Here is a 21,415-nt window from a genome sequence, read left to right on the forward strand (position 1 = left end):
CCGAACACCGTGTGGGTACCGCACTCGGCCACTGCCACCATCCTTGCCTGCGGAAACGCACCCACCCCGCGCCCAGACCCCGGGCGGCCGAAGAAGTCGTCGTTGGCCACGGTGTCCGCCAGGTCCAGGGTTGTGCCGTCCACGGCCACCAGACGCCACCGCCGATACCAGGCGCCGGCCGTCTCGGGCACGGCCACCGGACGGCACACCCGCGCGAACAGCACCTTCAGCGGCTCCGGGCCCAGGCGCCGACGCGCCCGCCCGATCGCCGCGGTCGTCGGCACACGCCACGACCCTCGCCCGCCCTTCAGCCCCTCACCCAGCAGACGTGCGACCTCTTCATAGGGCTGGCCGAAAAACAGGCACATCGCCAGCACGAAGTACACGACCACCCGGGCCGGCAGCAGACGACTGCGCCGCTCGACCCGCCCGGTCTCCGCGATCACCTCATCGACCAACTCCGGCGGAAACGCCCGCGTCAGCACCCCGATCGCGATCCGGTCCGACAAACGCTCACCCGCAGGCGACTTGACCTGCCCCACCCTCGCCACACCACAACCAACGAGCCCAGGACATCTAAGTCACCAGCATTGGGTCTAAGAGTAGACGGGCCAGTTCCAACCGACTCTCGGCCACGCCCCGTCCATCGTCCCTGACGCGTCTCGTCGCGAGTAGTGCGCTTGGCCGTGCAGGGAGCGAAAGCTCCGCCATGAAACCAAACAGGTGGAGTCCGTTAACCGCAGGTTCCTGAAGGGGATCTTGCGCACCGACTGGGGCGTGGTGATCCCCCGGTCTCACTAACCGGGCATGACCGACTTTGGTGTCGCTCCGTTGTCGAGAAAGCAATGAGATGCCGCGCCTCACCGAGGAAGGCGGCTCCTGTCGGAGCGATGGACAGCGGATTGGTCCGGGCGATCACGGTGGTGCCCAGGGCGGCTTCGATGTCCCGAACCTGTTTGCGGAGGGTGGCTGGAGGGATGCCGAACGATTTTGCCGCAGCCGTGATGTGGGGGTACCCAGGGATGTGCAGGAGGTTGAGTAGCCGTGTCAGACAGTTTCGCGTCCTGCTCAGACGCCCTTCTTGGCCAGCAGCGCTCGGGCCTGGCTGTCCCGTATGCCGATGACGGCGATGCGGTAGTCCTCCAGGTAGCCCTCGGCGATACCGCGCGCGAATGGGTAGTCGCCCAGCACGGGGCCGGCCCGCGACCTGACCTACGGCACTGTCCGCTGGACGGGCCCCCGCAGCGCAATCGACAGCGAGAAACGCTGGGCCGACGCCCGACGCCTCCTCCACGACAACACCCTGCCCACCCCGGACCGCGTCGCCGGCCTGCTGCTGATCCTCTACGCCCAGAAGATCGCCACCATCAGCCACCTCGCCGTCACCGACGTCCACATCACCGACGACACCGTCACCATCGCGTTCGGCACCTCGCCGATCGTCCTTCCCGAACCGCTGGCATCCCTGATCCGCGAACTCATCACGACCCGCCGCGGCAAAGCCAAGATCGGCACCCCGGACGACGTCCCCTGGCTGTTCCCCGGAGGCCGCCCCGGACACCCCCTCGGCGACGACCGGATCGGCCAGCGCCTCCACGAGATCGGGATCCAACCCCAACAAGACCGCTCCACCGCCCTGTTCACCCTCGCCACCGAGATTCCTGCCGCGATCCTCGCCCGGATGCTCGGCGTCCACATCCAAGTCGCCGTCCAGTGGCAGAAGGCATCAGCCGGAGACTGGGCCGCCTACGCCGCCGACGTCAGCCGCCGCGATACACCGCGAACCAGATGACCTGCCCCACTTCATTTCTGACGCAGGCAACGGATCGGTTTCAAGACGAGACCCACGATCCCTGCGGCGCAGACACCCACCGCGCACACCGCCGCAGCGATCGTGGCCCCCTGGGCGTCGGTGAGTGCGCCGAGCGCGTTGTTGCCCACCACCAGCGCCAGACTCTGAACGAGAATCAGCAACGCCTGCATCCTGGCCAGGTGGGTGTCGGGGATGTTGGTCAGCACCAGCGGACCGATGTGGCAGGCGAACATCCCGGAGCCCGCACCGACGACGATTCCTCCAGCCACGGCCACGGCGGCTGTCTCAGCCATGGCCACCGCAGCGATTCCCAGCGCCGAAACACACAGCCCCAACGCCGCACCCACGCCGATCCGGCCCAGGGTGCCCCGTCGCGAGAGCACCAGCGCCACAGAGACCATCCCCAGGCTCTGACCACCGGCAACCAGACCGGCCACCCCCGCACTCCAGCCGTGCTCCCGCGCCAGGAGCGGGTTCAGCAGGGACACCACCGGCAGGAGGAAGCACGCAGCAGCGGCCGTCAGCAGCAACGCGGGCCGCAGGACCGGATCCCCCACGGCGATCCGCACGCCGTCGACCGCCCCCGCCAGGAGACCCGCCCCGCGAGGGGACCGTTCGACGTCGAAGGCCGGCCGGACGCATACGAGCACCACGAGGACGATCGCGAAGGTGCCTGCATCGGCGACTGCCGCACCGGTCAGCCCGGCGGCCGCGACGAGTACGGCGCCCACCGGAGCCCCGAGCAATGAGGCGATCTGGCCGCCGGCCTGCTGCAGGGCCAACGCCCGGGGGAGCTGGTCCTTCCCCACCAGACGGCGGGGCATGGACCCGGTGGCCGGCAGATAGAACGCATCGACCGTGCCGATCACGGCGGCGACCATGACGAGGAGCCAGGGAGATGCTCCCAGGCGCAAGCCCACCAGGGCCAGTATGAGCGTGGCCGTGAGCATCACGGCGTCCCCGATGATCATCACCCGGCGAGCGCCGAACCGGTCACCGACGGCACCACCCAGCAACAGCAGCAAGGTGCGCGGAAGGGTAATGGCGGTCAGGACCAGAGCGCCCATCCCGCCACCATGGGCACTGGCTGCCCAGCCGAGTGCGAAGTACAGAACAGCATCACCGAGCAGCGAGGCACGGGTACCGACGAGCCAGACGAGATACATGCGAGGAAGGGCCGGGCGCGCTGAGACGGGCCGGGCGGTGTCAAGGGATGCCATGGCCGCTGACGCTAAGGCCCTCAAGTAGCTCGAGGGCAAGCGCCTCCGGCGAGATCAGGGCATACGCACGCCACCCGCGCGCCCGAGATACATCGCTATATGACACCACGTCAAACAACAGGACGGACCCATGAGGCAGGCATTCAGGCAGTTCCAATACCCGACTCCACCATTAGCTATTTACCCATCGGACGCCATCGAGGCTCACCGGGCCTTCATTGCTCGCCGTCGTGCACTTCGCCCCGTTGAAGAATACAGGGCCGTCACGCCGGAAGAGTGGCAGGAGTTCCTGGGACACTTTGAGCGGCGCAAACTCGCCCTTGGTGACTGCGGGCGAGCTTATGGCACCGACTGCGCTCATGAACATGCGTGTGCCCGATGCCCAGATCTCATCGTCGACTTCACGGAAAAGCAGCGCCTTATTGAAATTCGCGACAACCTCACGGAGCGGATCGAAGAGGCCGAACGCGAGGGTTGGCTTGGTGACGTCGAGGGGCTATCTGTCAGTCGCGCCGCGGCCGAGGAGAAGATTGCACAGCTCGACGCGAGGGGATGTCGGCGTACACCTGAATGTGCACCGGCCGGTACAGACGAAAGTGCACAGGTTTGAGGAGATGCCGCGCGTCATGCGGTGCTCGCGTATACGGCGTGCCGTTCTACTCGGTCGGTGCCGCCAGGCGAAAGCCCACACCTATCGCCGCCAGATCTTGCTCGTAAGCACCGTGCCGACGGGCACACCGGGCCAAATCCCGGTCGTGGCGGAACGCCCCGCCTCGAGTAACGTGCGGATCAAATGCCCAGTCCTCAGTGTCCGGCACCTCGGTGGGAGCCCCCGGATAGGGGGCGAAGAGGGTGGAGGTCCACTCGTCAGCATTGCCAGCCATGTCCAACACCCCGAAAGGGCTCGCGCCCGTGGGGAACGAGCCGACCGGCATCGTGGTGCCGATGCCCAGGTCCGCCAGATTGGCCAGGCCGGTGTGGTACTGCGCACCCCACGGGAACTCCCGGCCGTCGTCGCCACGGGCAGCGCGCTCCCACTCGTCCTCCGTGGGAAGCCGCACCTCCAGGCCGACGAGCTGTTCCCCGAGCCACTGGCAGTAGGCCGTCGCAGCGTCCCAGGTGACCCCGATGACCGGATGGCCCGCCGGCTCCTGCGGGATCGGCCTGCCGGTGGCTGCCGCGAAGAGTGCCCACTGGCCGACCGTGACCTGGGTACGGGCGATCCGAAATGCCGGGAGGTGGATCTCTGCGCGCGGGGCTTCCTTTTGGTACCACTCCACTGGCACCCCGGTGTCGGCATAGCGGTGGGCCACCTCCGCCACCTCGTCAATCGGCGTACCTCGACGCAGCAACCCGGCCGGGACTTCAACCCAGTCCACCTGCTCCACCCGCATGGATTTCTCCTCAGCTCGATCGAACAGCCCTCATGATCACATCGATGGGCGGGGCGAACATCGGCTGATAGGCCTACCTCGACAGCGACCTTGGAACCAGGACCTTGTGGCCGCCGCTCCGGCTGTGCTTCGACATGGCGAGCGGTGCACGTTCGCACGTACCGGGCTGAGCATTTTCATGTGAACACCGACAACTGACCCAGCGACGCCGAACCGCGTCGTTCAGAGGAATGTGGGCCGACTGGCGGTCATCATCACAATCCCGAGGACGAGCAAGATCACTGCGGGAGTGGTGTCATTTCTCAGCGACATTTCGCGGACCTGTGATCGACAAGTGGTGTCCAAACTCGTTGACAGGCGGTGTCCGTTCACACCTACGAAGCCACCGTCGGGACCCCGGACGCCGTGCCGGGGAGAAGAGACGTCAAAAAAACTGTGCCAGGCGCATTCGAACCGCCGAGGATGGTCGCATGACGATCACTTCGCAGGCCCGTTCCTTCGATAAAGCCGCCGCCAGCTATGCCGCGAACCGCCCTTCGTATCCGCCCGCCCTGCTCGATGCGGTTGAGGAACTCGCCAACTGCCCCTTAAAGGGCGCCCGCGTCGCGGACATCGGTGCTGGCACCGGACTGGCGACCGCCCTCCTCCACAGCCGTGGTGCGCGCGTCATCGCGGTCGAACCCGGCCCCGGCATGGCCTCCCAGCTCCGCCTCAAACGGCCCGACGTCCCTCTCGTGCTCGGGGACGGCAACAACCTGCCGCTTGCCGCCGAGTCCATCGACATCCTTGTCTATGCCCAGGCCTGGCACTGGACTGACCCGCACAAGTCCGTCCCGGAAGCCCTCCGAGTACTGCACCCTGGCGGTGCACTCGCCCTCTGGTGGAACGACTCGGACAGCGCTGTCCCCTGGATTGCCGACCAAGACGCCCGCCTGCGCCGCCTTTTCGGCGCAGAAGATAACGAACCCGACCCAATGGCCCGATTCCGCGGCCTGCCGCCCGAACTCAGCTTCACCACACGCCAGGTGTCGTGGACCAGGAGCATCCCACTCGATACACATCTCGCGAACCTCGCCAGCTACTCCGACTTCCTTGTCCTCGACAAGAACGCCACCACCAGGTTCCTGGCTGTGGAGCGTGACCTCCTGGCTGAAGTCTTCCCGACCGGAACGGTCGAGGAGCACTACGTAGTCAGCTTGGCCGTTGCTACCCGTTGACACCTGAGCAGGTCAGGAGATAGATCCGCCTAACTGCGGTAAGGTCCTGACCTGTGTCGAAGCCCCACTCGGCTTGTCATGCAACGCTCAGACACAGCTTCTGAAGCGGGTGAGGTCGCGGCCGGTGCGCTCGGTCCACTTCTTCTCGAAGCCAGGGCGCTGCTTGTCGGCGACTCCGGCGGGGCGGCGACGATGAACGCGTCGATACTGGGGCAAGCCTTCGGTGGCGGGCAGGTAGTGGGCGCGGCGGATCTCGGAGGCCGCCCCGGTGACCAGGCGGACGCGCCCTTGGGAGCGTTCGGCGAAGCGGCTGACGATGAGCTCGGCCCTTTCGCGGCGACCTTCGTAGACCGTGCGGACCGATCGCCAGGTATGCCCCTTCTTCTGCTTTCCGCGACAGCGGTCCGGACCCGGGCAGTACGGCTCCGCCTCGACCGGGACACCGTTCTCGTCTACGACGGTATGGATACGACGGCACCGGGCGGTGCGGTCACGGCCGCACCACCACTTCGGCTCGGTGCACTTCTTGCCGTGCCAGCGGCGGCAGTCCTTCGTACGGCCGACGAAGGTGATGCGGCGGATCTCGTAGACGGCGTAGGGCGTTTGATCCAGGCCGGTCTGGAAGGCGTGCAGGATCTTGCGGTTGCGGCCGTCCTCGGTGAGTCGCCGGTAGAGCGATCCGGTCCGTAGAGCCCAGCCCAGGAGAGGGCCCAGGACCAGCTCGGGCAGCCGGTGGGTGGCGTTCTCGCGGTGACGCCGTTTTCTGGAATCGCTCCAGCCGTCGAGGTGCAACGGGTCGAACAGCAGGGCGTCGACGCCCAGGTTGGTGCGCCAGCGCCAGAGCAGCCGCGGGGCGGCCCTGACAGTTTGCCGCCGGTCGGTCGAGTCGGGGATCGCGATCAGGAGGTGCTTTCGGTAGTCGTCCAGGTCCCGGCCGGTCAGCTCGGACAGATCGGTCCGGTCGTCGGGCCACCGCTTGTCGCACCAGACCAGGAACCGCTTGATGGCGGTGAAGGTCCCCCACACTGAAGCGATCTCCATGCGGTCCTCACCTTCGGGCAGCGGTCCCGACAGCAGGTTGTACAAGAGCTTCTTGGCCGCGGGGCGGAACCGCGACGGGATGGTTGGGAAGTTCAGGATCAGCGCGCGTTCGTGTTCCTTGTGCTGGGCCGCATAGAGCCGCCAGATGTCGTCGCTGTAGCGGGAGGTGCCCTCCAGGCGGAAGCCGCGACGCAGACTCCGCGCGTGTAGGACGAACGGGTCATCCTCGGGCAGGGCAGGGGCGGATGGATGAGCCCTCCAGCCCACTGAGTAGCCGTTGTGACAGCGGATCAGCGGTCCGCGTTGCTTCCGCAGTCTGCTCTTGAGCTTGCTTCGGCCGGGAATGGGGGCGTCTAGGGGGTCGGGAGAGGTTAGGAACCGGTCGACACTGCGACGTAGGCCGTCCGTCGTACTCCTCGGCCAGGGAGGCAGGGCTCAGGTTGAAGCGATAAATCCAGCGCGGCACCATGGCGCCGAAGCTTCGCATGCGATGCCGACCGTTGAGCCATTCCCGTACTGCCGTCGGCGCGTTGGCTGCGCTGCGCAGGTCCACGAGGTGGTTGCCCGGACTGGCGGTGGCGAGCTGGGCTTCCACAGTGTCAGGGCGGGCGGGGCCGATCCGGTTGGTGACGAGGGCGCCGGCTCGGGGACGAGACCAAGGGCAAGGGCCGGGCCACATCCGACGGGCGCGGAAGGAGCCGCTGCCGAACAGCAGGCCGAGTGCGTAGTAGGCGTCGCCGTACCGTGTATGCAGGTGCTGTCCCATCGCTGGTACCGCGCCACCGTGACGGCTCTTGGTGATGTGCCCGTTGTGAGCCCAGAGGGCGATCTTGGTGGATGGATCATTGAGGAGTTCCCCGACGGCCTCGGCCATGGACCGGTCGCGTGCGGCGAAGACGGTCTGCTCCGGGTCCGTGTGCTGCCTGGCTCGCGTCACCAAGTCGGCGGCCTGCATCAGAATTCGGGCATGCCGGAGAGCGTCGGCCGCTCCGGGGCCGCGTCCACGGAGGAACCCCAGCAGTTCTTCTGCATCGTGCACCAGGCGCCGCTGAGGATCAGGTTGCGATCCCGGATATGCCTTGGCGAGCACGCGGAGCGGGGAGAGAAGTCCGGCCTCGCGATCTGGTGCCACCTTGCGCAGGAAGGAGCCGAGCACAGCCAGGGAGCCGCCACACTGTTGCGGGTCGATACCTGCAAAACGCACCTTTCGCCCTTCTGGGCGCCCCCGGTTGTACTCGCGCATCCATTCGATCATCCCGAGTACCTCACGGGTCCGCCAGGTCCAGAACCCCAGCCCGGCCAGCACCCCCGCGGCGTCACCGACGCCCTGGCGGACGTAGGCGTCCACTGCTGGGCCGGCCGATGCGCCGGCCTCCATGGCCAGGACCGAAAATCCCATCTCTTCGACGAGGAACTCCAGCAGGCGGTGCTTGAGCTGGAAGAACTCACTCGTCCCGTGGGTGGCCTCCCCCAAGCCCACGATCCGCACGCCGTCGAGAATGCTCGTCAGCGGCTGGAGGTCAGCAGTGGACACGCCCGCGGTCAGGCCGCTCAGCGGTAAAGCGGTCCGAGCCAACCAACTCGTCACCTCATCAGACACGGCCTTCCCCCTCCGTCGCCGCCACGCCCGATGACACTACCCATGCCGTCATCCACTCAGTGAGCAAAGCCGTCAGGCCCAGCCGCCCACCCCGGCGGCAACGGTCATCCTGAAGAGCCGCACGGCAGTGCTGACGCACAACGCGACGGATTGAATTCGCCAACAGTGTCGCTGCAATGCCGGGGGAAGAGCCGACTGCGACAACTCTCGGCACCTCACCGATGCCGTCAACTTAGGTTGACGATCGAGGGGAAGGTCAACTAAGGTTGACGCATGATCAAAGTTGATATTTCGTCGATCACCGAGAACACCGATCCCATCGAAGCACTGCGCGAGGCAGCCGCGCTGCGCCACCGCCTGGAAGGACAGGAAGAGGTTCTGGTGCACCGGGCGCGGGTGGCAGGGACAACGTGGACGCAGATCGCCGAGGCGCTGGGGGTCTCAAAGCAGGCCGTACACAAGAAGTACGGCGGCCGACGCCTGTTCGGCCGGACGGAGGCCTGACGATCATGACCTCGCTCTTCGATGATCTGGTACGACGAACGGCGGAGCGGCTCGGCGCCCGACAGCGTGGCGTCGTCGTGGTGGGTGCCGTCCGGGACGGGCAGTCCGCACTGCACGGCGCAGACCCCGGCACGCTGTTCGAGATCGGTTCCGTCACCAAGACGTTCACCGCGCTGGCCCTGGCCCAGCTCACCGTGCGTGGCGCCGTGGGGCTGGACCAACCGCTTCGCGACCTGCTACCCCGCGACATCACGGCTCCCGAACGCGGCGGTGAGGTCATCAAGCTGGCTCACCTGGCCTGCCACACTTCCGGCCTGCCCCGGCTGCCCAAAGGCCTCCTGCCGCGAGGCCTGTTCCGGTCGGACCCCTACGCCGGCTGCACGGGCGAGCTCCTGCTGGACGGATTGCGGCGCACCCGTTTGCGGTCGGTGCCCGGTACCCGCTTCCGCTACTCCAACTTCGGCGCCGGCCTGCTCGGGCTCGCCCTGGCACGCCACACCGGCACCGACTACGACACGCTTATTCAGGCCGAGATCTGCCGGCCCCTCGGCATGACCGACACTCACGTGGTTCTCGACCCCGGACGCACCGCACGACTGGCCGCCGGCCACTCCCGCACCGGCCGCCCCCTCCCGCCCTGGCACCTGGCCGCCCTCGCCGGCGCCGGCGGCCTGCACTCCACCGTGCCCGACCTGCTCGCGCTGGCCCGGGCCCAGATCGGCCCCGCACCCGAAGAACTCACCGAAGCCATCGCACTCACCCACACCACCGCCCACCGCATCAACGCCAGAGCCGCCGTCCATCCCGGCTGGCTCTCGGCCAACCTGCCCCGCAGCCAGCACCGGATCCTGTTCCACAGCGGCGGCACCGGCGGCTACCGCAGCCTGCTGGCCATAGCCCCCGAACACCAGGCTGCAGTCGTCATCCTCAACGCCAACGCCCGCCCCGTGGACCGTCCCGGCCTCAACCTGCTCGCAGAGATCATCGGCTCCGGACCCGGTCCGGACCCCGTCCCGGCCGCCACCGGCGCCTGACCGGGGGCAGCCCACACCGACAGGTTTGACGCAGCCTCCGCTGGCGAACCCGCTGTTTAGACAGGTGCGCGATTTGCTGCCTCCGCGCCTGCAACGACAGCTCATCTTGTGCGGCTTCGGGCGAGGCCGGCGTGACTTGGCACGGGCCTGCGCCACGTAAGGGCGGTACTGGCCCTTGATGGGAGTCCGGTTGCGGCGTATCTCGTGGCTGATGGTCGAGGGACTCCGCCTCAGGTCCGCCGCGATCTTCCGGACCGTGCTCTTCTCCCGCACCATGTCTGCGATGTAGAGCCGCTCCTCCTGTGTCAGGTACCGAGACGATGAAACGACCCGGCTTGCCCGCACTGTGTGCGCCGGCAAGCCGGGTCTGTTCTTCGTTGGAGCTGTTCCGTTGCGCCATCGCTTGCCGCTCCGCCGGCTGATGCCGATGATCCGTAAGTATTCCTCCCGCTCACGAACCAGCTTCTTGCGTCCCTGAGATGAGCGGATCTTGTGGATCTCGAAGTCCATCGCGTTCCCGAAGGTCGGGTGTTGCGACGACCGTTAGAACTCAAGCTGCCGGGACGGGGGCGCTGTCGTGCGGGCGGGGTGGGGCGGTTCGGGCCCTCACGGCTGTTCGGGGACCTACAGGTCGAACTCGATGTGAGGCCGTGGCCGCCCGGCTGGAGGGCCTAGAGCCGCCCCGCGCCCCGGACACCGCGCCGGTCGAAGACGGCGGGGCTGTGGACCTGACGGCCGCCCTGGAGCAGAGCGTGAAAGCGGCGAAGTCCCGCCGCACCGGCCCGGCCGCGAAGAAGGCCAGGAACGCCGCGCCGAAGAAGGCGAAGGGCCGCGGACCGCACAGCGCCTGAGGACTCGGTGCAAGAACCTCTGAGCCGGCGCCACAGCGGCCGGACGCCCGGTAGCCCACCGCCCTCCAGCCGCTGCGGGGACGTGAACACTGGAGAAGAGGCGCTGATGGGGTGCTGGCAGGCCGGGCACAGCTCGTGGCGGTTCTCCGGTGTGACGACAGTGCCCATCGATAGCATTGCTCGCAGTCCTGGGCCAGGGCGAGGTCGGGGCGGAGGGCCGGGCTACGAGAGTCAGGACGGGCCGTGTGAGCCATGCGATGGAACCTCCCAGCATGGGTGGGCGAGCGACGGACGCACCCCCACACTGCCAGCACCCAGACCGATCTGCGTCATGTCCGTAATGTTTGAGCCAAGGATGACGAGGGCGACGACATCCCCCCGTACGCCTTACGCCGACGATCACTCGTGAGGCTGGTGCGCGGGCCATCGGCGAACCGGCCTGGTACCGACCCGCGTCGTGCGGGTCATGGACCGTGTCGACGAACAGCACGTGTCCGAGCCGGGCCTGCTGGTTCTGGATATCACCGCCGCCGACGAAGCAACCGTGCTCGCCGCGATGGCTGAGCTGGACCGCCGGTGGGCGACCTCCGGCACGGCGCTGCGGCGGGTGCCCGGCGAGCCGGGGGTGACGGCACTGCTGTACGCAGACCTACGACGGCATCCCCCGGCCGCGCAGAGCGAGCCGACGCTCTAGCGCCGGGGCAGGCGTGGCCCCTTGGGCCGCTGCTGCCTCCGGCCCGAGCCCCCAGCAGAAGCCGAGCGCAGCGGCGGCCCTTCCCCCGCGGCAACATGGGTGCTGCGGCACTCGCCCTCGCTACCGAAGAGGGCCGGCTACGGCCTGGCCCGAAATCCGCTCTGTTCGGCCTGGCCAGCGGAGCCGGCGGCGGCATCATGCTGATCAACTGGTAACGCATCAGTAAAGGCGCCCCCGTCGGCTGGTCGAGGGGCAAGAAACCACGCCACGGACAGGACTGGACAGCGATCGACTGCGTGGACACCGTCCCAAGGGCAGGTGGGAAACAGTAACCGGAAGGCGGGTGGATGGCGGCCTCGGCGCGGCCGTTGTGCTTCGGACGAGCTCTCCTTCAGGTGAACTTCCAGGTGCGTAAACGTTTATTCACTCAGTGCCGAAGTGGTCGTGCGCGATTCTGACGGGCCCCCTACGGAAGGCTTCTTCATGCGGCGTCGTGCTGTGCTGACCACTGCTTTGGTTTCCGTCTCCGCCATCGCTGCGGCCGTATCCGTTGCCGTGGCTGCGGGACCCGTGATGCCAGTCGCCGGGGTGGTCACCTGGTGCCTGTCTCCTGCCGCTGCCCAGCACCTGGCAGCGGACGGTGTCGTCGTCTCGGCCGGCGCTCCGGCTGTACTGGACTCTTCGGGGCCGACACCGTGCGTGCAGTGGCCCATGAGGGGTGACATCAGCCTCGACGTGTCCGAAGGGGCCTGGACGGCGGATGGGGAAGTGACCTTCACCAGGGCCTCGGACGGGCAAAGTCTGCGCCTAACTCAGGCGCACGGTGATCTGGCCCGGCGGACGATGTCGGTGGACGCCGCTGTCGGACGTGAAGCAGCACAGCCTGTTGTTCTGTCGACGTACGAGATCGACATGAGGGATATCACGGTCACGATGCCGTCACTGGAGTCACCTGGCGCAGTTGAGGGCAGGCCGTTCAACACGATGCTCACGCCGGACGCCGCGACTGTATTCACCCGGGCGTTCAGCGCGCCGCCCGTGCCCAGCGGGAGCAGTCTGGCCACGGTCTCAGGCCGTGTCGATGTGGTTCCGGCTCTCGGCTGAGTGCGATGTCAGTGCAGCCTGGCGCCGATCGGGCTAATCCGGTCACCTCGAGTGGTGTCCGTGTTGAAGGGGGCGGCGCTGGAGTGTTGGCGTGGGCGCGGGGTTTGGGGCTGGTTACTGGAGCTCGTGAGGAGAAACGTCTGGCTGCCATGCGGCTGGGCGAATTCGCTGTCCTGATGGTGCCGGGTGCCCGCGCCTGTGACGTGGAATTGACGGCACAGTGGGCTGCGTTCATCTGTCTGATCGATGACCGGTTCGACCGTGGCGGGCTTGGCAGCCGCCCACAGGAGGTCGAGGCGCTGTTCAGCCGGTTGCTGGACGTGATCTCCCGGAGCGGCGCGGGCGGTTCGGGCGGCGCGGGCGGTTCGGGCGGCGCGATCGAGTCCGCCTTGGGCGACCTGTGGGCGCGTACGGCTCCCCGGATGTCCGCGCAGTGGCGGAACCGGTTCATCGCCGACTACCGAGACTTCGCCCTCGCTACGTATGAGGAGGCCACGAGCCGTCGAGAGCGGGCCAGGCTGGAGCTGAGCGCCTACGTCAAGCTGCGGCGCAGAACCATTACCGCACTGCCCATGGCGGACATCGTGGAGTGCACCGCCGGCGCTCCTTGGCCGACTCTGCCTGGCGAGGAACGGCGGATGAAGGCGTTACGGCTGGCCGCGGCTGATGTGGCGGGCTGGACCAATGACCTGGTCTCGGCCAAGGACGACCTGCGGCAGGGACGCGACAACCTGGTGACCGTGCTGGGGCGTGAACACGGCTGTTCCCTGCCCTCGGCACGGAAGTGGGCGACGAGCATGCGAGACGAGCGGCTACAAGACTTCCACGCGCTTGCCGCCTCTTTGACTGCTGGGGCTGCTCCCGGGCCGGAACAAGAGTCGGTGCGGCGCTACGTGGCCGCCCTCGCATCCTTTGTGGCCGCGACGCTGCACTGGCTCGGTTTCACCGGCCGCTTCGACGCGCGCTGGTCGCCGACGGGGGGTCGCGAGGTATGTGACCGATCAGGTTTGACCGGCCCCCTGCCTGTCCGCATTCCACCGCTCTTGTCGTGCACTCAAGGACTGTTCCGCTGATGAGACCGCCTGCTGCCAACCAGCTTCCCCCTGCCTGGCTCCCGTCGCAGTTCCCCGTCGCGCTGCCTGCTGGACGGAACCGGCTTCTGGCGCATCTGCTGAATCGGGTCGGAGCGGACGGTGCCGTACGCGACGCCTGCCGCAGCCGGGTCCTTGAATCCGCACTCACCCTGGCACTTCTTGGCCGGTGCGGGCACGGCCACCGTGACGCGCGGGAGCGCATCGTGCGCTTCCTGGAGCGCAATGGGCAGAGCGGCGACCTGATGGACTCGGCCGTGGCCGCCGCCGCTCTGGGCCGGGGCACCGGGTATCCGGCGCATCACCAGGCGCTGGAGGAAATCGTCAGCCGAGTACCAGACTTCGCCGGGGCCCGTAAGCGCGCCCTCGTCCACTCCATCTTCACGGTGCTCGGCGCGGCCACCGCGCACGACCCCTCCGCACCCAGCGCCTTCGGCGTGAGGGCTCTGCATCCCTGGGCTGCTGTGCAGGCCGTTGCCGTCAAGGCCATCCTCGGCAAGGAGGCTGGTAGGACCCCGGTCGCTGACAAGGATGTCGCCCTGCTGGCGTCTACCCAGCGGCCAGGGGCTGTCTGGGAGGGAAACCTCTTCATCCATCTCTCGGTTCTGCACGCCCTGGTGGACGTGCCGGGTTTGGAAAACCTCGTTGCCGACGGTCTGCGTACCGCGCTCATCCATCAGCGTGAGGACGGTGGCATGCCGTTCGTCACGGACACCGATACATGGGGCACGGTCACCGCAGGGCTTGCACTGTGCGTCGCCGGCGCACCGCGCCGGGTGCTGCACCGCATCGCCCGACACCTGCTGCACGTCCAGCACGAAAACGGCGGCTGGTCCTACAGCGATCAAGCTCAGCTTGCCGATACGGACTGCACCACCGTCGCGATCGAATTCCTGCATCGCCTGGACGCGGACGCCTACCGTGGGCCGATCCGGCGCGGTCTGGACGCTCTGATCGCGGTCCGTGGCGAGGACGGCGGGTTCCCTACGTACGGGTCGGGCACTCCCTCCGAGGCCTGCATGACCGCCGCCGCCATCAGCGCGCTCAGCACACAAGGCCGGCGCCACGAGCATCTCCTGCAGCCTGCTCTGCGATTCCTCGCCGACTGCCAAAGACCCGACGGCTCCTTCCCTCCCGGCTGGAGCAGCAGCCGCCTCCACACCCCTTTCAGAGCGCACCTCGCCCACCAGCATGTGCGGCAATCCGCCGCCACCCTCCATGGCATGAGCGAGCGGATCACCGGTCTGGTACGGGACAGCCAGAACGCGGATGGGGGCTTCGGGCAGCAGGAGGGTACCCCGAGCGATGCGATCAGCACCGGTTATGCCCTGATCGTCCTTGCCGGGCAGTTCGACCCTGCTCCGGCTGTGCGTGCCACGGCTTACCTGCTTGCTCAGCAGCGTCCCGACGGCAGCATCACCTCGGTTCCCGACATGCTGGGCCCGCGTCCTTTCCCGTATCACGTCCCGTTGCTGACCGACGCCTTCACCCTGATCGCCCTGGGCCACCTCACCCGCCGCATCCGGCCCTCGCACATCGTCGTGCCCAGGCGCAGTCACAGCGGTGCGCGGCCCGCCGAAAGGACACCCCCATGAATCCGTTCCGATCCAAGTCGGCCTTGGCATCACTGTCCGGGCGCGTATGCCTGGTCACGGGAGGTGCGGCCGGCATCGGTTGGGCCCTGACGCGTGCCCTGGTCACGGCCGGCGCCCATGTGCACGTGTGCGACAACTCCCGGGCCGGCCTTGAGCGAGCCGCTGCCGACCTCGCCCAGCTGCCCGGCAAGGCGTCCGTCAGGTTCGCGGAAGTGGACGTGACCGACCGCGCCGCCCTCGAGGGGTGGATTGCCGAAGTGCACGCGGAGCGGGGGCGGATCGACGTGCTGGTCCACAATGCCGCCTACATCCAATGGGCGGATGTCGAAGAGATGAGCGTCGAGCAGGCCCAGTTGTCCATGCGCACCGCCTACGACGCCCTGGTGTACTCGGTCAAAGCGGTGCTGCCGTTGATGCGGGCCGGCGGCGGTGGGCAGATCGTGGCGATGGGTTCGGCCGCGGGGCGGGTCTTCGTCAAGGGACCGTCGGCGGCCTACGCCGCGGCGAAGGCCGCCATCGAGGCATACACCGAGATGCTGCGCATCGAGCTGGCAGGTTCTGGCATCGGCGTGACCCTGGTACGCCCCGCCACGGTCGCCGGCACCGACTTCTTCAAGGTCCACGTCCCCTCGTCCCGTATGCCCAGGATCACCGACTTCCTGCCAGCCACATCGCCGGAGAAGGTCGCGGCCGCGACCGTGGCGGCGATCGGCAGCCGCCGGCCCACGGTCGACATTCCCGGCTACCTGCCGTCGTTCTACCGCGCCTACGCCATGGCTCCCGAACTCACGCGCAAGGCGGCCTCAACCGGCGGAAGCAGCCGCCGCGACTACGCGCTCCCCCGCCCCCGCCCTGCGGACGTTACATCCGCCCGGTCGGACCGCGAAGCCCTCGGCGGGACCAGGACGGACGGCATCGCGCTGCGCGTATTAAAGAAAGCCGGGGAAAACGTCCGTTTCGTACGCGTCATGTCGCATGTCGCGCCGGGCATCGACCGGGCGGCTCACCGCCTCAGTGGGGGCCGGATGCTCCTCATGCCCGCCATGCTGCCTTCGCTGATGCTCACCACAACCGGTCGCCTCAGCGGGCAACCCCGCCAGACTCCCCTGCTGTGCCACCTGGAAGCGGACGGAAGTTACCTCGTCGTCGACAGCAACTTCGGCCGGACCCACCACCCGGCCTGGTCCCACAACCTGCAGGCCACACCCCGAGCGAGCATCACTCGCCGCGGACACACCCAGCCGGTCAACGCCACCCTCCTCGAGGGAAGTGAACGAACCGCCGCCTGGGACCACCTCGTCCAGGTCTGGCCCGCCTACGTCTCCTTTGCCCAACGCTCAGGCCGCTGCCTGCGGGTCTTCCGACTCACCCCGGCCTGACGCCCCCCGGCCCGGACACGGACGACTGCCAACACCAGCCCGGAGAACACCACACATGCGCGTCCCCCTTCGCCCCACCCCCATGGATCTGACCATGCACCACATGGCCCAGACCCACCCCTCCATCGCCCAGACCATCGGAGTGATCCTCCACCTGGAAGGGACTCCTCCCCCCATCGGAGAACTCCGCGGCCATATCGCCTCCCACCTGGAGCACGAGCCGCGCCTCACCCACTATCTCCACGGCCCCGGGCTCAAAGCCCGCTGGCACCACGACCCGGCCCCCGACCTGAACAAGCGCGTCCGCGAGCAGCACGTCACGCCAGGTGATGAGTCCCTCGGCACCGCCCTGACGAGCCTGGTCTCTCGCCCGTTGCCGGATATGGGCCCGCTTTGGGACGTCTGGCTGCTGTCCGGCTACGCCCCGGGCCGCTACGTGATCTGTTATCGGGCGCACCACAGTACACAGGACGGCATGGGCCTGATCGGCACCCTGATCACTCTGTTCGGCACCGGCCCCACACTCACCGCCGACCTGAGGGCGCCGGCTGGTGCCGGGACCCACCTCGATACGGCGCGCGGCATGATCGCCGCCTCCGCCGCCAATGGCGTGTGGAACGACGCCGCACGGCCTCTGACCGGAGAGCGCGACGTCAACTGGGCGCACGTACCCACGCAGCTCCTGCGGGCGGCGGCAACCGTGCGTGGCGGCGACACGAACGACGGGTTCCTGGCCACCCTGAGTGGAGCCCTGCGCGCGTGGAGTTCGAGTTACTGGGGTCGAGGCACCGGCGGGCCGCTGCCCGCCGTCACGCTGGTCAACCTGCGCCGAGCCCAGGAGCGCGACCGCCCCGGGAATCTGTGCACGTTCGCCTCGGCCCCCCTGCCGTGGCACGAGCCATCGGCCGAAAGCCGACTCGACCACGTCATCGCCGCCACCCGGGCCGCCAAAGACCCCGCCCGGCACAAGGCCATGCGTTCCCTGATGGATCTCACCCCCGCACGGGCCTTTCATGCCCTGGCCACCCGGCTCACCACACCAGAGCGGGCTACCATCACCACCTCCCACATCGCCATCCACCGGCCCCTTCGCTACGAACAGGACCCAGTCACCCGCGTCCAGCCGTTCAACTGGCTTCCCCGCAACCAGCCGGCCTCGGTCGTGGCCTGCAGCTACAACGGAACCACCAGCGTCTGCTTCGTCACCGACGCAGCCCTGCCCGGGATCCGCCGACTGCCCAGCCTGTTCCAGGACGCCCTTGAAGAACTCCCCCAGCCAGAGGGCCATCTGATGCCCATCCAACCCGCAGACGTTGGCGCGACGCTCCAGGGTCCCCCGGTGGGCAATGGTGAGAGCGCAGACACCGTTGATTTCGCGCTCATCAAGAACATTCTGGTCGATCAGGCAGCCCTTCCGGCCGCGCCGATCACCCCACACGCCACTCAGGCACAGGCAGGCATCGACTCCATGGCCGTGACCGTGCTGTCCATGACCCTCGAAGACCGACTAGGCGTTCTCATCACCGAACACGATCTGGCGACGGCGCCCACAGTGACCGCCGTCGTCGATCTGGTGTCCCAACGGGCAGCGGCACACGCCCAGTCACCAACCACAGCCGGGGACAGTACAGCGGAGGCGGGGGGCCTCGCCATCCCCGAGTGAGGTCGGCGCCACACTGAGAACCAGAGGTAGTCACACGCCACGGGCCCGGCTCCCCTGCCGGGGCGTGCCTTCACCCGCTGCACCCGTCGAGCAGCAAGCTCGTGCTGAAGCAGGCTTTTCGCAGGTGACCGGTCGGTCCTGGGACACGAGGCCCAGGGCCTTTCGCTGCTGGCGGTTACACGAACGGATGACCACGGGAAATGCGGCGAACACGCTCACGCCCCCAGGCTTACGTTGCACCGGTGATCTCTTCCAGCGACGCCACCTCTGCCCTGCCACCACGTGCCGCTCGACTGATTGGCCTGGGTTCGTGGCTTCCGCCGCGCCAGGTGGACAACGCCGACCTGGCCGAACGCCTGGACACGTCGGATGAGTGGATTCGAACGCGAATCGGCATCGCCAGCCGGCACATCGCCGATCCGGGCATGGCCACGAGCGACATGGCGGTAGAGGCAGGGCTGCGGGCGATGAAGGCAGCGGGAGTCGAACACGTCGACGCGGTAGTCCTGGCCACCGCCACGCCGGACCATCACGTGCCAGGCACCGCCCCGCTGGTGGCGCACAGGCTTGGACTGAGCCACGTCCCGGCATTCGATGTCGGCGCCGGTTGCTCGGGCTTCGTTTATGCAACGACCGTGGCAGCGGGGCTCATCCACGCGGGCACCGCCGGTACCGTACTGGTCATTGGAGCGGAGAAGATGTCGGCCATCATCGACCCCGCTGACCGGTCGACGGCCCCGATTTTCGCAGACGGGGCAGGCGCAGTCGTGCTCGCTTCCGGACGCGCCGGCGAACCCGGCGCTCTCGGGCCAGTTGCCTGGGGCAGTGACGGCGAGCACGCGGACGCTGTCCAGATCCCCTCAGGCGGCTCCCGCAACCCTTCAGCCTCCGCCCGCGAAGAACGGTACGTATACATAAAGGGCAATGAAGTATTCCGCCATGCGGTGCGCCGCATGGACCAAGTGGCCCGAGAGGCAGCGACCGCAGCACAGTGGTCCATCCAGGACATCGACCGGTTGATCGTCCACCAAGCGAACGCGCGTATCAACGCCGCCGTGGCCAACGCCCTCGGAGTTCCTCCGCAGCACGTGCCGTCCAACATCGCCCACGTCGGCAATACATCCGCGGCCTCCATCCCCCTGCTGCTGAGCCATGCCGCAGTCAAGGGACAGCTGGCGGCCGGCCACCGAGTCCTCGTAGCATCCTTCGGCGCCGGCTTCACCTGGGCAGCCACCACCCTGCTGTGGCCCTCAGGCCTCCAGGCAATCACCTGAACGACCTGTTCTCCGGCATGACCGTCAGCGGCATGGATGTCGGCAAAAGAACTGGGTGACTGCGGGCTCAACGGCCACAGCGCCATGCGGATCCTTGTCGCCGCCTCCCCACACACCGCAGTCGTCGCATCGAGTTCAGCCAGTACGTACGTACCGGGCGCCCTGCGTCATGGCCATCTGGTGGGCTCTCCTGCGGTTGCAACGACAAGCGGAAGCCCAATCGCCCCGGCCGGCAGCGGGACCTGTGACCGATCCGCCAGCCGGTGCGGAGTCACCCCAAGGGAGGTGAGCGCAGTGGCCGACGCTCGGATATCGTTCACGGCCAAAACCGTTACTCGCCCCTCGAAGTCCAGCTCTCTCGGCCCGGGAATTGGACCGGACACCCGCCAGTGAAGCGAGCAAGGGCGGAAGGCGGTAACCCCATCAAGGGGCCTCTTTCGCGCGCACGTGGGAGCCGTCCACGCACGCGCGGGTCGTCGGCGGTGCGCGCCCCGAAGGCGCGATGCCCTTCGGGGCGCGCGGCAGGGGTTCCGGTTCAGGCGTTGTAGCCGCCGTGGGCGTCCAGCACCGCGCCCGTGACGTACGACGCGGCGGGGCTCGCGAGAAAGGCGATCGCCGCGGCGATTTCGTCGGGGTGCCCCATGCGTTGCAGGGACAGCGAGCTGACCAGGGCCTTGAGGGTCTCGGGGTCCGGCGGTTGCATGCCGCCCTCCATCAGTCCGGCCTCCACGACGTTGGCCGTGATGTCACGGGGCCCGAGGTCCCGTGCGACCCCCATGGTGTACCTCTCGATCCCTGACTTGGTCGCCGAGTAGTCGGCAAGGCCCGGGGCACCGACCCGGGAGCCCAGTCCGGAACTCACCGTGATGATGCGGCCGCCCGCGCGCAGCACTCGGGAGGCTGCCCGGATGACGGCGATCACGCCGAGGTAGTTGGTGGCGTGCATTCGGTCCAGTGCGGCGGTGTCGGCGTCCGGGTCGTCCACCGTGCGGCCCTGCTCCACCGAGATCGCCGCGTTGTTGACGAGGATGTCCAGGCCGCCGAAGTGCGCGACCACGTCGTCGATCAGCGCCGGCGCCCGACTCATGTCCGCCTGGTCGGACTTGAAGGCGACGGCCTTCGCTCCCTTGTCGTGCACCTCGTCGACGACAGCCTGCGCCTGCTTCTCGGAGCTGACATAGGTGAAAGCGACGTCGGCGCCCTGCTCGGCCAGCAGTCGTACGGTCGCGGCTCCCAGTCCGCGCGACCCCCCGGTGACCAGGGCGACCTTGCCCGTGAGTGGCTTGCTCATTCTTCTCTCCTCGTTGATTGACCCTTCCCCGATAGTCGCAACGCTAGTTGTTACGACAACCTGTTGCAACCTTCGCTGTTACGACTGTGCTGTCGTAACATAAAGCGTTGCGGCCGAGAGGAGGGGTTCATGAGTGCCAACAGCAGGTTGACCATTGCCGCCCACGCGCTGGCCTGGATCGGTCTCTACCAGCGCCAGGGCCATGAGGTCGCCACCTCCGAGCAGATCGCGACCAGCGCGAACACAAACCCCGTGGTGATCAGGCGGCTGCTCGGCGAGCTGCGCAGGGCCGGACTCGTGGAGTCCCGGCGGGGCGTGGGCGCGGGCTGGTCGCTGGCGCGCGAGCTGGAGTCGATGACCCTGCTCGACGTGTACGAGGCAGTGGAACCCGGCCCGCTGTTCGCGATGCACCGCACCACCCCGGACCAGGAATGCGTGGTGGGTTACGGCATCCAGCCGGCAATGCAGAGCATCTACGAGGGCATCGAGGAGACCCTGAGACACGAGCTGGCCCGCGTCACGCTCGAGAACGTACTCCGGGACGTACTCGCGGCACCTCGCTAGCCTCCCCGTTACGCCCTGACATCACCAAGATCCCCATCCATGCCCAGGCCGGCGAATAGCCTGGCAACCAGTCACGCCAAAGACGG

At 67.8% G+C, this 21,415-nt stretch carries 21 protein-coding genes and 1 pseudogene; 13 read left to right on the top strand and 9 right to left on the bottom strand.

Annotated elements, in window-relative coordinates; genetic code table 11:
- The 4 genes from ACIHCQ_RS31825 to ACIHCQ_RS31840 form a co-directional block, all read right to left on the bottom strand.
- A partial coding sequence (locus tag ACIHCQ_RS31825; protein ID WP_399670115.1) for a transposase domain-containing protein occupies positions 1-542 on the bottom strand: 542 nt, incomplete at its 3' end.
- Positions 543-1,068: 526 nt separating this feature from the next.
- On the bottom strand, positions 1,069-1,191 hold the full coding sequence (locus ACIHCQ_RS31830; protein WP_399670118.1) for a hypothetical protein: 123 nt from the start codon (positions 1,189-1,191) through the stop codon (positions 1,069-1,071).
- A gap of 153 nt (positions 1,192-1,344) precedes the next feature.
- A complete protein-coding gene (locus ACIHCQ_RS31835; RefSeq protein WP_399670122.1) occupies positions 1,345-1,506 on the bottom strand; it encodes a hypothetical protein in 162 nt (53 codons plus the stop codon).
- Between the two features lie 297 nt (positions 1,507-1,803).
- Positions 1,804-3,033: an MFS transporter gene (locus ACIHCQ_RS31840; protein ID WP_399670125.1), complete on the bottom strand. Its 1,230-nt coding sequence runs from the start codon at positions 3,031-3,033 to the stop codon at positions 1,804-1,806.
- 130 nt (positions 3,034-3,163) lie between these two features.
- Here ACIHCQ_RS31840 and ACIHCQ_RS31845 point away from each other — a divergent pair, with 130 nt between their 5' ends.
- Positions 3,164-3,643 carry a hypothetical protein gene (locus ACIHCQ_RS31845; RefSeq protein ID WP_399670128.1) on the top strand — a complete coding sequence of 160 codons (480 nt, stop codon included), beginning with the start codon at positions 3,164-3,166 and terminating at the stop codon, positions 3,641-3,643.
- A 46-nt stretch (positions 3,644-3,689) separates the two neighbouring features.
- On the opposite strand, the gene ACIHCQ_RS31850 is transcribed toward ACIHCQ_RS31845, so the two are convergent.
- A complete protein-coding gene (locus tag ACIHCQ_RS31850) occupies positions 3,690-4,427 on the bottom strand; it encodes a formylglycine-generating enzyme family protein (protein WP_399670131.1) in 738 nt (245 codons plus the stop codon).
- Positions 4,428-4,897: 470 nt separating this feature from the next.
- Between ACIHCQ_RS31850 and ACIHCQ_RS31855 the strand changes: the two genes are divergently transcribed.
- The gene (locus ACIHCQ_RS31855; RefSeq protein WP_399670134.1) at positions 4,898-5,644 is read left to right on the top strand and encodes a class I SAM-dependent methyltransferase; all 747 of its coding nucleotides are present in this window, start codon (positions 4,898-4,900) and stop codon (positions 5,642-5,644) included.
- A gap of 87 nt (positions 5,645-5,731) precedes the next feature.
- On the opposite strand, the gene ACIHCQ_RS31860 is transcribed toward ACIHCQ_RS31855, so the two are convergent.
- On the bottom strand, positions 5,732-6,952 hold the full coding sequence (locus ACIHCQ_RS31860) for a hypothetical protein (RefSeq protein ID WP_399670137.1): 1,221 nt from the start codon (positions 6,950-6,952) through the stop codon (positions 5,732-5,734).
- Entirely contained in the window at positions 6,906-8,285 is a 1,380-nt protein-coding gene (locus ACIHCQ_RS31865) for an erythromycin esterase family protein (RefSeq protein WP_399670140.1), read from the bottom strand. The genes ACIHCQ_RS31860 and ACIHCQ_RS31865 overlap by 47 nt, the downstream gene beginning before the upstream one ends.
- 273 nt (positions 8,286-8,558) lie before the next feature.
- On the opposite strand from ACIHCQ_RS31865, the gene ACIHCQ_RS31870 reads away from it, so the two are divergent.
- Together ACIHCQ_RS31870 and ACIHCQ_RS31875 are read left to right on the top strand one after the other, a co-directional pair.
- Positions 8,559-8,789, top strand: coding sequence for a hypothetical protein (locus ACIHCQ_RS31870; RefSeq protein WP_399670143.1), 231 nt, complete (start codon positions 8,559-8,561; stop codon positions 8,787-8,789).
- A gap of 5 nt (positions 8,790-8,794) precedes the next feature.
- On the top strand, positions 8,795-9,823 hold the full coding sequence (locus ACIHCQ_RS31875) for a serine hydrolase domain-containing protein (protein WP_399670146.1): 1,029 nt from the start codon (positions 8,795-8,797) through the stop codon (positions 9,821-9,823).
- Positions 9,824-10,024: 201 nt separating this feature from the next.
- Here ACIHCQ_RS31875 and ACIHCQ_RS31880 read toward each other — a convergent pair.
- Positions 10,025-10,333, bottom strand: a pseudogene (locus ACIHCQ_RS31880) (helix-turn-helix domain-containing protein); the annotation flags it as partial.
- 140 nt (positions 10,334-10,473) lie between these two features.
- Between ACIHCQ_RS31880 and ACIHCQ_RS31885 the strand changes: the two are divergent.
- From ACIHCQ_RS31885 to ACIHCQ_RS31920, 8 genes are all read left to right on the top strand, one after another.
- Positions 10,474-10,674: a hypothetical protein gene (locus ACIHCQ_RS31885; protein WP_399670149.1), complete on the top strand. Its 201-nt coding sequence runs from the start codon at positions 10,474-10,476 to the stop codon at positions 10,672-10,674.
- A 466-nt stretch (positions 10,675-11,140) separates the two neighbouring features.
- Positions 11,141-11,368 carry a DUF6207 family protein gene (locus ACIHCQ_RS31890; protein ID WP_399670152.1) on the top strand — a complete coding sequence of 76 codons (228 nt, stop codon included), beginning with the start codon at positions 11,141-11,143 and terminating at the stop codon, positions 11,366-11,368.
- 438 nt (positions 11,369-11,806) lie between these two features.
- Entirely contained in the window at positions 11,807-12,472 is a 666-nt protein-coding gene (locus ACIHCQ_RS31895; protein WP_399670155.1) for a hypothetical protein, read from the top strand.
- Between the two features lie 149 nt (positions 12,473-12,621).
- Positions 12,622-13,545: a terpene synthase family protein gene (locus ACIHCQ_RS31900; RefSeq protein WP_399670159.1), complete on the top strand. Its 924-nt coding sequence runs from the start codon at positions 12,622-12,624 to the stop codon at positions 13,543-13,545.
- Positions 13,545-15,158, top strand: coding sequence for a prenyltransferase/squalene oxidase repeat-containing protein (locus ACIHCQ_RS31905; protein WP_399670162.1), 1,614 nt, complete (start codon positions 13,545-13,547; stop codon positions 15,156-15,158). Before ACIHCQ_RS31900 ends, ACIHCQ_RS31905 begins: the two co-directional genes overlap by 1 nt.
- On the top strand, positions 15,155-16,537 hold the full coding sequence (locus ACIHCQ_RS31910; protein ID WP_399670165.1) for an SDR family NAD(P)-dependent oxidoreductase: 1,383 nt from the start codon (positions 15,155-15,157) through the stop codon (positions 16,535-16,537). Before ACIHCQ_RS31905 ends, ACIHCQ_RS31910 begins: the two co-directional genes overlap by 4 nt.
- Positions 16,538-16,592: 55 nt before the next feature.
- Entirely contained in the window at positions 16,593-18,200 is a 1,608-nt protein-coding gene (locus tag ACIHCQ_RS31915; RefSeq protein WP_399670168.1) for a wax ester/triacylglycerol synthase domain-containing protein, read from the top strand.
- A gap of 200 nt (positions 18,201-18,400) precedes the next feature.
- Positions 18,401-19,474: a beta-ketoacyl-ACP synthase III gene (locus ACIHCQ_RS31920; protein WP_399670171.1), complete on the top strand. Its 1,074-nt coding sequence runs from the start codon at positions 18,401-18,403 to the stop codon at positions 19,472-19,474.
- Positions 19,475-20,009: 535 nt separating this feature from the next.
- Here the strand turns inward: ACIHCQ_RS31920 and ACIHCQ_RS31925 are convergent.
- Positions 20,010-20,765, bottom strand: a complete 756-nt coding sequence (locus ACIHCQ_RS31925) for an SDR family NAD(P)-dependent oxidoreductase (RefSeq protein WP_399670174.1) — start codon at positions 20,763-20,765, stop codon at positions 20,010-20,012.
- A gap of 129 nt (positions 20,766-20,894) precedes the next feature.
- Between ACIHCQ_RS31925 and ACIHCQ_RS31930 the strand changes: the two genes are divergently transcribed.
- The gene (locus tag ACIHCQ_RS31930; protein ID WP_399670177.1) at positions 20,895-21,329 is read left to right on the top strand and encodes an Rrf2 family transcriptional regulator; all 435 of its coding nucleotides are present in this window, start codon (positions 20,895-20,897) and stop codon (positions 21,327-21,329) included.
- Positions 21,330-21,415: the final 86 nt, after the last annotated feature.

The organism is Streptomyces sp. NPDC052236, from assembly GCF_044548015.1.
Taxonomy (GTDB): Bacteria; Actinomycetota; Actinomycetes; order Streptomycetales; family Streptomycetaceae; genus Streptomyces.